This window comes from Pseudomonas sp. P5_A12 (assembly GCF_056400685.1).
In genome coordinates this window covers 48865-59592 of the sequence record NZ_JBFUKU010000008.1, presented here as the reverse complement: position 1 = coordinate 59592, position 10728 = coordinate 48865, and the positions used below count along the sequence as shown (strand labels likewise).

Here is a 10728-nt window from a genome sequence, read left to right as displayed (position 1 = left end):
TGATCGTTCCCACGCTCTGCGTGGGAATGCCYCAACGGRCGCTCYGCGTTCGGCTCTGGATGAGACGCGGAGCGTCTCGGGCTGCATTCCCACGCAGAGCGTGGGAACGATCAGACATAAAAAAAGGCCACCCGAAGGCAGCCTTTAAAAACTAGAGAGGTTTTTTGCTTACACGGCCGCAACAGGACGCATGTAAGAGATCGGTGCAGTGCTGGCGTCTTCGAAAGTCACGACTTCCCAAGCATCTGTCTGCTCAATCAACTTGCGCAGCAGCTGGTTGTTCAATGCATGTCCGGACTTGAAGCCCTTGAACTCACCAATCAGGCTATTGCCCAGCAGGTAGAGGTCACCAATTGCATCGAGGATCTTGTGCTTCACGAACTMGTCCTCATAGCGAAGGCCGTCTTCGTTCAGTACACCATCCGCGTCGACCACAATAGCGTTTTCAACGCTGCCGCCGAGTGCGAGGTTGTGCTTGCGCAGGTACTCGATGTCACTCATGAAACCAAAGGTACGGGCGCGGCTGACTTCTTTTACGAACGAAGTGCTGGAAAAATCCACGCTTGCACTTTGTGTGCGGTTACGGAAAACCGGGTGATCGAAATCGATCTCGAAACTCACCTTGAAGCCTTCGAAAGGGACGAAAGTGGCGCGCTTGTCGCCGTCTTCCACTGTCACTTCCCGCAGGATCCGGATGAACTTCTTCGGTGCGTCCTGTTCTTCCAGGCCGGCCGATTGAATCAGGAATACGAAAGGTCCAGCGCTACCATCCATGATCGGTACTTCGGACGCGGAGAGCTCGACGTAGGCGTTATCGATGCCCAGGCCAGCCATGGCCGAGAGCAAGTGCTCCACCGTGTCCACTTTGACGTCACCGTTGACCAGTGTGGTCGACATAGTGGTTTCGCCAACGTTTTCTGCGCGAGCAGGTATCTGCACCACAGGATCGAGGTCAGCACGACAAAACACGATGCCGGTGTCGATAGGCGCGGGCTTGAGGGTCAGGTATACCTTCTCCCCTGAGTGCAGGCCTACACCTGTGGCACGGATAATATTTTTCAGTGTGCGTTGTTTAATCATGGCTTGGGCCGCTTCAGCGCAAATTGCGAACTGGTATCAACAAAGGCTGGCGATGATAGCAGACCAGACCTTTGCTGAACACCAATCAACTTCATAGCCCTGATACATTCCATCAATCAGCCTGACGACGCAGGAATGCCGGGATGTCCAGGTAGTCCAGATCATCTTGCGGATTCATCTTCGCGGCAGTCGCAGCACCGGCCTGAGCCTGGTTGCGCAAGACGGTCGGACGATCCAGGTCACGGTAGTTCACCGCTGGTTGTTCCTGACGAGCGGGAGCCGATTGTTGCGGCTGGGAGGTGATCGAGGTGTGAGCGGTGTTGTCGATGACCTTCACAGGCTTCTCGATTTTTGCGCCCAGACCGGTAGCCACCACAGTTACATGCAACTCATCGCGCATGTCCGGATCGATAACAGTACCGACCTTGACCATCGCGTGCTCGGAGGCAAAGGCTTCAATGATGCTACCCACGTCGGAGTACTCACCCAGCGACAGGTCAGGACCGGCGGTGATGTTCACCAGGATGCCGCGAGCACCTTGCAGGTTCACGTCTTCGAGCAACGGGTTGCGAATGGCCGCTTCGGTGGCCTCGCGTGCACGGTTCGGACCGCTGGCGCAGCCAGTGCCCATCATCGCCATGCCCATTTCGCTCATCACGGTACGGACGTCGGCGAAGTCGACGTTGATCATGCCCGGACGCTTGATGATGTCGGAGATACCACGAACGGCACCGGCCAGCACATCGTCAGCCTTGGCGAATGCGGACAGCAGGCTTGCGTCCTTGCCAAGGATGGTCAGCAGCTTCTCGTTGGGAATGGTGATCAACGAGTCGACGCTTTCAGACAGCAGACGGATGCCTTCGTCGGCGATCTGCATGCGCTTGCGACCTTCGAACGGGAACGGACGAGTCACCACCGCAACAGTGAGAATCCCCATTTCCTTGGCCACTTCGGCAATGATTGGCGCCGCACCGGTACCGGTACCGCCGCCCATGCCAGTGGTGATGAACACCATATTGGTGCCCTGCAGGACTTCGGCAATGCGCTCACGGTCTTCGAGAGCGGCCTGACGACCTACTTCAGGGTTGGCGCCGGCGCCCAGACCTTTGGTCACACCGGTACCCAGTTGCAGGATGGTCCGCGCGCCGATGGATTTCAGCGCCTGGGCATCAGTGTTGGCGCAGATGAATTCAACGCCTTCAATGTTGCTCTTGACCATGTGATTCACAGCGTTTCCGCCGCCACCGCCAACACCGATAACTTTAATGACCGGGCTTGCGGGGATGTTGTCTACGAGTTCGAACATTTTCCCTCTCCTTTACGTTCTCTAGTTTTTTTCGCCTACTGCTTTTACTGCTTTTACTGCTTTTACTGCTTGTCGCTTGTCGCTTGTCGCTTGTCGCTTGTCGCTTGAAACTTGCAGCTTGAAGCTAACTTCGTCAGAAGTTCCCTTGTACCCAGCTCTTGAGCCGATCGAGCAAGGCGGCTTTCGGTTCGTCATTGCTGTAGCTGTCACGGCTGCTGATGCCCGAGAACGAAATCCCGTCGGACTGCTTTTGCAGGCCGTACATCAACAGGCCAACGCCGGTGGAATAAATCGGGTTGCGAACCACGTCGTCCAGGCCCTTGACGCCATGGGGCACGCCCAGGCGCACCGGCATGTGGAAAATCTCTTCGGCCAGTTCGGTAGCGCCTTCCATCTTCGCCGTACCACCGGTCAGCACGATGCCGGCCGGGATCAGGTCTTCGTAGCCGCTGCGACGCAGTTCTGCCTGGATCAGCGTGAACAGCTCGTCGTAACGCGGCTCGACCACTTCGGCCAGGGCCTGACGGGACAGCTCGCGCGGTGGACGGTCGCCAACGCTTGGGACCTTGATGGTTTCACCGGCTCCGGCCAGTTTGGCCAGGGCGCAGGCGTAGCGGATCTTGATTTCTTCGGCGTACTGGGTCGGGGTGCGCAACGCCATGGCGATGTCGTTGGTCACCTGATCGCCCGCAATCGGGATCACGGCGGTGTGACGGATCGCACCTTCGGTGAAGATCGCGATGTCGGTGGTACCGCCGCCGATGTCCACCAGACACACGCCCAGCTCTTTCTCGTCGTCGGTCAGGACCGAATACGCGGAAGCCAACTGCTCGAGAATGATGTCGTCGATTTCCAGGCCGCAACGACGCACGCATTTTTCAATGTTCTGTGCGGCGTTGACGGCGCAGGTGACCACGTGAACCTTGGCTTCCAGACGCACGCCGGACATGCCCAGTGGCTCACGGACACCTTCCTGGTTATCGATCACATAATCCTGCGGCAAGGTGTGCAGCACTCGCTGGTCTGCCGGGATCGCCACAGCCTGGGCAGCGTCAAGGACGCGCTCAAGGTCGGCCGGACTGACTTCGCGATCACGAATGGCGACGATGCCGTGGGAGTTCAGGCTGCGGATGTGATTGCCGGCCACGCCGACAAACGCCGAGTGAATGCGGCAACCGGCCATCAGCTGCGCTTCTTCGATGGCGCGCTGGATCGACTGCACGGTGGATTCGATGTTCACCACCACGCCTTTCTTCAGGCCACGGGACGGATGGGTACCGATCCCGACGATTTCGAGCGTGCCGTCGTCCGCAACCTCGCCGACCAGCGCCACCACCTTGGAGGTGCCGATATCGAGACCGACGATCATTTTGCCGCTTTGCACGTTTGCCATGGGTCCTGCCTCTTCTTAATTCTTCGCGACAGCGGGTTGGGCTGCCGTGGGCGCTACAGGTTCCCGCCAGCCAACAGCGAGGCCGTTGGCGTAGCGCAGATCGATGCGCGCAATGTTCGTAATCTGTTCTTTAAGCGTCTTGTCATAGATGGCGATAAAACGGCGCATCTTCTCTACCAGCTTGCCGCGCCCCAGCAGCAGCTCGATCCCCGGACCGGCACTGCCAGCGCCGGTGGTCAGGAACCAGCTACCGCGTTCACGCAATTCCAGGCGTGCAATCGAGAAGCCCAGCGGCCTGAGCATCTGGCTCAGCACCTGGTATTGCTGCATCACCTGCTGTTGAGCCCGTTGTGGGCCGAACAGCTGTGGCAAGTGTTCGTAGTTCGCCAGCTCACGCGGGGTGAACGCCTGGCCCTGGTTGTTCAACAGCGACTCATCACCCCAACGGGCCACAGGCAGCTGTTCTTCCAGGCGGATCACTACTTGATCCGGCCACACCCGGCGCACTTCGGCGTGGGCGATCCATGGCATCGTTTCAAGCTCGGTACGCATGCTCTCCAGGTCGATGGTGAAGAAGCTCGACGCCACGAACGGGGCGATCCGCTGCTGCACGGCTTGCTGGCTGATGTAACTCAAATCGCCTTGCACGTTGATCTTGGTGATTGGCCGGTCGGCGTAGGGCAGCAAACGCTGCGCGCCTTCGTAAGTACCAAACCCCAGTGCAACCAACAGCACCGGCCAGAACAAGGCTTTGAGAAAACCAAAATTGGCTTTCGGCAGGCGCACAGACATCGGCTCTTTGGCCACCATTCGGCTTGCACCTCGTGGCACCGGTTTGCGGCCGGGTGCTGGAGGGGGCTGATGTCTTAGCTGCGCGCCTTGCATGGTCTTAACCTCTCGCCAACTCTTGGTTACCGGCAGTGTTGCCGACAACACTGGCGGCCAGGATGGCCAGAACCAGTTGCTGGAAATCCAGACCGGCAGCACGGGCCGCCATCGGCACCAGGCTGTGATCGGTCATACCCGGTGCGGTGTTCACTTCCAGGAACCAGAACTGCCCGTCGGAATCCTGCATCACGTCTGCCCGGCCCCAACCGGCGATACCCAGCGCCTCGCAGGCTTTCGCCGTGAGGTCCATGAGTTCCTTTTCCTTGGTGCTGTCCAGCCCGCACGGAATGCGGTACTGGGTATCGTTGGCGATGTACTTGGCGTCGTAGTCGTAGAAGCTGTGCGTCGTGCCCAGGGCAATCGGAGGCAACACCTGGTCACGCAGGGTGGCGATGGTGAACTCCGGACCGTGAATCCATTGCTCGACCAACACTTGCGAATCGTAGGTACTGGCCGCTTTCCAGGCGTCGATCAATTCGGACGTGGAACTCACTTTGGCCATACCGATACTTGAACCTTCATGCGCCGGTTTGACGATCAAAGGGAAGCCCAGTTCCGTCGCTGCCGAAATACAATCGGTTTCGCTGCTCAATACGGCATGACGCGGCGTCGGAATGCCCAGGCTGTGCCAGACCTGTTTGGTGCGCAGCTTGTCCATAGCCAGAGCCGAAGCCAGAATGCCGCTGCCGGTGTACGGAATGCCCAGGCATTCGAGCAGGCCTTGCATGCTGCCGTCTTCGCCACCACGACCGTGGAGGATGATGAAAGCGCGGTCGATCTTTTCGTTGARCAAACGCTGCAACAGGTCATCGCCGACGTCGAGACCGAACGCGTCCACACCGGCACTTTGCAATGCGCCGAGAACTGCGTTACCCGACTTCAGGGAAACTTCCCGCTCGGCACTCTTGCCGCCGAACAGCACGGCAACGCGGCCGAAGTCTTCCGGCGCGAGAGTGGAGACGAGGTTGGCGTAAGCAGCAGTCATTTCAATTTCCCCACAGCGGGTGCAGCCACGGCGCCAGCGAACAACGGACTGTTCAATAATTTGGGTGCAAGCCCACCGATATCACCGGCGCCCTGGCACAGCAGGATGTCGCCAGCACGCAGCAGTGGCTTGACCAGCGGCGCGAGGTCGACACCACGCTCGATGTAGATCGGGTCCAACTGCCCGCGCTGACGGATGCTGTTGCACAGCTTGCGGCTGTCGGCGCCCGGGATCGGCTCTTCGCCGGCCGGATAGACTTCCATCAACAGCAGGACGTTGGCATCGGCGAGTACATTGACGAAATCGTCGTACAGGTCGCGGGTGCGGCTGTAACGGTGCGGCTGGTAAACCATCACCAGGCGGCGCTCCGGCCAGCCACCGCGCACGGCTTTGATCACCGCAGCGACTTCGGTCGGGTGGTGACCGTAGTCGTCGACCAGCATCACGTTGCCGCCTTCGACCGGCAGTTCGCCGTAGACCTGGAAGCGTCGGCCGACACCCTGGAACCCGGACAGGCCCTGGACGATGGCTTCATCGCTGACACCCTCGTCAGAGGCGATGCAGATGGTGGCCAGCGCGTTCAATACGTTGTGGTTGCCCGGCATGTTCACCGAGACATCCAGCGGCTCGCGCTCAGGACGCAGCACCGTGAAGAAAGTTTGCATGCCCTGCTGACGCACATTGATGGCGCGTACGTCGCAGTCGTCGCCGAAGCCGTAAGTGACCGTCGGGCGTTTGACCAGCGGGAGGATTTCACGCACCACCGGATCGTCCAGGCACACCACGGCCAAACCGTAGAACGGCAGGTTGTGAAGGAACTCGACGAAGGTTTTCTTCAGTTTGTTGAAGTCACCGTCGTAGGTTGCCATGTGATCGGCGTCGATGTTGGTGACCACGGCCACCAGCGGCTGCAAGTGCAGGAAACTGGCGTCGCTTTCATCGGCTTCGGCAATCAAGTAGCGGCTGGTGCCCAGCTGGGCATTGGTGCCCGCGGCATTCAGACGGCCACCGATAACGAATGTCGGGTCCAGGCCTCCGGCTGCGAACACCGAGGCGATCAGGCTGGTGGTGGTGGTTTTACCGTGCGTACCGGCGACGGCGATGCCGTGACGGTAGCGCATCAGTTCGGCCAGCATCTCGGCGCGCGGCACCACCGGAATACGGCGTTCCAGCGCAGTCGCGACTTCCGGGTTGGAGGTGTTGACGGCGCTCGACACTACCAGCACATCGGCCGACGCGGCGTTTTCGGCGCGATGGCCGATAAAGATCTGCGCGCCGAAAGACTCCAGGCGCTCGGTCACTGGCGACGCCTTCAGGTCGGAACCAGAGACTTCATAGCCCAGGTTCAACAACACTTCGGCAATCCCGCACATGCCCACGCCGCCGATGCCGACGAAATGGATTTTACGGATGCGGCGCATTTCCGGTTGCGGCATGGCTTTCTGATTCTCAACCATGGGCCACCTCCAGGCAGGTATCGACCACGTTACGGGTGGCATCGGGTTTGGCCAGGCGGCGTGCCGCGGTGGCCATATCGTTGAGTCGTTGTGGTTGCATCAGGACCTCTGTCAGGCGAGCGGCAAGATCCGCTGCACCAGTCGTTCTTTGCGGCATCAGGAAGGCAGCGCCTTCACGGGCCAAATAATCGGCGTTGCGGGTCTGGTGATCGTCGATCGCATGGGGCAAAGGCACCAGCATCGAGGGCAGACCGGCGGCGGCCAGTTCACTGATGGTGAGCGCGCCTGCGCGGCACACCACCAGGTCGGCCCAGCCATAGGCTTGGGCCATGTCTTTGATGAAAGGCTGTACTTGCGCCTCGACGCCAGCCGCGCGATAGCGCTCTGCAGTCACTTCCTCGTGGTTTTTTCCGGCCTGATGAAACACTTCCGGACGCAGGTCGGGGGCGACTTGCGACAGGGCTTCAGGCAGCAATTTGTTCAACGGTTCTGCGCCCAGGCTTCCGCCCAGGATCAGCAAACGCGCCTTGCGACCGGCCAGGGCAGGTCGCGCTGTTTCGAGGAACAGCTCGGTGCGCACCGGGTTACCGGTGGTCCGACGGCAGTCCGACAGGGTAAAGGTGTCGGGGAACGCTTCACAGACCCGGGCGGCAAACGGCACCAGCAACCGATTGGCGGTACCGGCCACGGCGTTCTGTTCGTGAACGATTACCGGCACGCCAGACAGTTTGGCTGCAATACCGCCAGGGCCGGTCACATAACCACCAAAGCCCACCACGCACACCGGCCGCAGCTGACGAATGATTGCCCGTGCCTGCCAGACGGATTTGAGCAACATGAACGGTGCCTTGAGCAAGGACAGCTTGCCCTTGCCACGCAGACCGCTGGCGTTGATCCGATGCAGCTCGATACCGGCCATCGGTACCAGGTCGTTCTCGATGCCACGCGGCGTTCCGAGCCAATGCACGGTGTAACCGCGGGCCTGGAATTCGCGAGCACAGGCCAGCGCAGGGAACACATGCCCCCCGGTACCGCCCGCCATGATCAAGACGTTAGCGCCCATGGGTCGGCTCCTCGGCGAAGTCGCTCTCATGGAACTCAATCTCTTCACTGCCCAGGTGGGTCCGACTCTCCCACTCGATGCGCAGCAACAAGCCGAGACAGGCGCCGCAAATCACCAGCGAACTGCCGCCATAACTGAGGAACGGCAGCGTCAGGCCTTTGGTCGGCAGCAGACCGACGTTCACGCCGATGTTGATCAGGAACTGACCGATCCACAGGAACGACAGGCCATACGCGATGTAGGCAGCGAAGAATTGCTTGGCCTTCTCGGCCCAATAACCGATGTACATGCCACGAATACAGACAAAGGTGAACAGCGCCACGGTGCACAACGAACCCACGGCACCCAGTTCTTCAGCCAGTACCGAGAATACGAAGTCGGTGTGGGCTTCCGGCAGGTAGAACTGTTTCTGCACGCTGTTGCCCAGGCCAACGCCCAGCCACTCACCGCGACCAAACGCGATCAAGGCTTGCGACAACTGATAGCCGGCACCGAACTGGTCGGCCCATGGATCGGCAAAGTTGGTCAGGCGCGCCATTCGATACGGCTGCATTTGAATCAACAACACCACCGCCCCGACGGCCAGGGCCACCATCAAGGAAAACCGGAACAGCCCGACCCCGCCAAGGAACAGCATCGCCGCAGCCGCCCCCATCATCACGACGGTGGCACCAAAGTCCGGCTCCATCAGCAACAGCCCGGCCATCGGTAACAGCACAATGAACGGCTTGAAGAAGCCCATCCAGCTTTCACGCACTTCTTTCTGGCGACGCACCAGATAACCGGCGAGGTAGATCACCACGAACACCTTGGCGATCTCGGAAGGCTGGACGTTGAAGAAACTGAAGCCGATCCAGCGCATCGAACCGTTCACTTCACGGCCGATCCCTGGAACGATCACCATCACCAGCAAACCGAACGCACCCAGCAGCATCAACCAGCCCAGGCGTTGCCAGGTGGCAATCGGAATCATCATGGTGACAATGCAGGCACCCAGGCCCAGTACCACGTAAATAAGGTGGCGAATCATGTAATACAGCGCACTGCCCGACTGCACCGCCCCCACTTCGGTCGATGCCGATGCAATCATGACCAGCCCCAGACCGATCAATGCCAGGCATCCGGCGAGCATCGGAAAATCGAGGTCGATACCGCGCCCGGTGATGATCGGCGACGGATAAGGCTTGATGATGTTTTTCAGGCTCATGCCAGCTCCTCCACTGCCCGGACGAACTGGTGACCACGGTCTTCGTAGTTCTTGAACATGTCGAAACTGGCGCAGGCAGGTGACAGCAGAACCACGTCACCGGGTTCGGCAGCCGTGCGGCATTGCGCTACGGCTTCAACCAGCGAGCTGACGCGAATCAGCGGCACGGCATCGCCGATGGCCTCGCCGATCTTGTCGGAGTCACGGCCCATCAGGATCACGGCGCGGCAGTTGGCAGCCACCGGATCACGCAGATCATTGAACTCGGCACCTTTGCCGTCGCCGCCGGCGATCAGCACGATCTTGCCGCCGATGTCCGCGCCCAGGCCTTCGATGGCTGCCAGTGCGGCACCGACGTTAGTAGCTTTGGAATCGTTGTAATAGCCGACGCCATCCAGATCACGAACCCACTGGCAACGATGTTCAAGCCCGGCAAAGGAGCGCAGGGCCGTGAGCATGGCGTCGAATGGCAGACCGACAGCGTGGCCCAGCGCCAAAGCTGCGAGGGCATTGGACTGATTGTGGGCGCCACGAATTTTCAACTCGCGCACCGGCATCAGGTTCTGGAATTCGAAGGCCAGGTACTTCTCGCCGTCTTCTTCGCGGATCCCGAAGGCCTTGAAATCAGGCTTGCCCAGACCGAAGGTCCAGCACGGCTGGCCCTCGCCCATCAACGGACGGCTCAGGGCGTCCTGACGGTTGACCACAAACTGCCTGGCGCCACGGAAGATCCGGTGCTTGGCCAGATGATAGGCTGGCAGACCACTGTAACGGTCCATGTGGTCTTCGCTGACGTTAAGTACGGTCGCCACTTCGGCGTTAAGTTGATCGGTGGTTTCCAGCTGGAAACTCGACAGCTCCATCACGTACAACTCGATGTCATCGCCAAGCAGGTCCAGTGCCGGCGTACCGAGGTTGCCGCCGACGGCCACGCGCTTGCCCGCCGCAGCCGCCATTTCGCCGACAAGGGTGGTGACGGTGCTTTTCGCGTTGGAACCGCTGATGGCGACAATCGGCGCCTTCGCGTTACGCGCGAACAGCTCGATGTCGCCGGACAATTTCACGCCACGGGCAGCGGCAGCCTGCAGGGCCGGGGTCGCCAGCGCCAGACCGGGGCTCACGTAGAGTTCGTCGGCGCGGCACAGGAACTCGACGTCCAGCTCGCCACAACGCACTTCCACGTGCGGATAGTCACGCTTGAGCGTGGCCAGTTCCGGTGGATTTTCCCGCGTATCGGCCACAGCAAACGACGTGCCCCGGTTCGCCAGGAAGCGAACCAGGGACATGCCGCTCTTGCCGAGGCCGACAACGATGCGGAAGTGGTCAGAAGCGATCAGAGACACGAATTT

At 60.2% G+C, this 10728-nt stretch carries 9 protein-coding genes; all 9 read right to left on the bottom strand.

All coding sequences use genetic code 11. From position 1 onward, the window contains the following. Window positions 1-168 precede the first annotated feature (168 nt). Entirely contained in the window at window positions 169-1080 is a 912-nt protein-coding gene (gene lpxC / locus AC1DSG_RS02520) for a UDP-3-O-acyl-N-acetylglucosamine deacetylase (protein ID WP_477789435.1), read from the bottom strand. Between the two features lie 112 nt (window positions 1081-1192). Then, on the bottom strand, window positions 1193-2386 hold the full coding sequence (ftsZ, locus tag AC1DSG_RS02515) for a cell division protein FtsZ (protein ID WP_477789434.1): 1194 nt from the start codon (window positions 2384-2386) through the stop codon (window positions 1193-1195). A gap of 133 nt (window positions 2387-2519) precedes the next feature. After that, window positions 2520-3779 (bottom strand): cell division protein FtsA, encoded by a 1260-nt coding sequence (gene ftsA / locus AC1DSG_RS02510; RefSeq protein WP_477789433.1) that lies wholly within the window; start codon window positions 3777-3779, stop codon window positions 2520-2522. Window positions 3780-3794: 15 nt separating this feature from the next. Then, window positions 3795-4664, bottom strand: a complete 870-nt coding sequence (locus AC1DSG_RS02505; RefSeq protein WP_477789432.1) for a cell division protein FtsQ/DivIB — start codon at window positions 4662-4664, stop codon at window positions 3795-3797. Window positions 4665-4668: 4 nt separating this feature from the next. Next, the gene (locus AC1DSG_RS02500) at window positions 4669-5652 is read right to left on the bottom strand and encodes a D-alanine--D-alanine ligase (protein ID WP_477789431.1); all 984 of its coding nucleotides are present in this window, start codon (window positions 5650-5652) and stop codon (window positions 4669-4671) included. After that, entirely contained in the window at window positions 5649-7109 is a 1461-nt protein-coding gene (gene murC, locus AC1DSG_RS02495) for a UDP-N-acetylmuramate--L-alanine ligase (protein WP_477789430.1), read from the bottom strand. Before murC ends, AC1DSG_RS02500 begins: the two co-directional genes overlap by 4 nt. Then, complete coding sequence (gene murG / locus AC1DSG_RS02490) at window positions 7102-8172, bottom strand: undecaprenyldiphospho-muramoylpentapeptide beta-N-acetylglucosaminyltransferase (RefSeq protein ID WP_477789429.1); 1071 nt, start codon at window positions 8170-8172, stop codon at window positions 7102-7104. Before murG ends, murC begins: the two co-directional genes overlap by 8 nt. After that, window positions 8162-9379, bottom strand: a complete 1218-nt coding sequence (gene ftsW / locus AC1DSG_RS02485; RefSeq protein ID WP_477789428.1) for a putative lipid II flippase FtsW — start codon at window positions 9377-9379, stop codon at window positions 8162-8164. The genes murG and ftsW overlap by 11 nt, the downstream gene beginning before the upstream one ends. Continuing rightward, window positions 9376-10722, bottom strand: coding sequence for a UDP-N-acetylmuramoyl-L-alanine--D-glutamate ligase (gene murD / locus AC1DSG_RS02480; protein WP_477789427.1), 1347 nt, complete (start codon window positions 10720-10722; stop codon window positions 9376-9378). The genes ftsW and murD overlap by 4 nt, the downstream gene beginning before the upstream one ends. Between the last annotated feature and the right edge of the window lie 6 nt (window positions 10723-10728).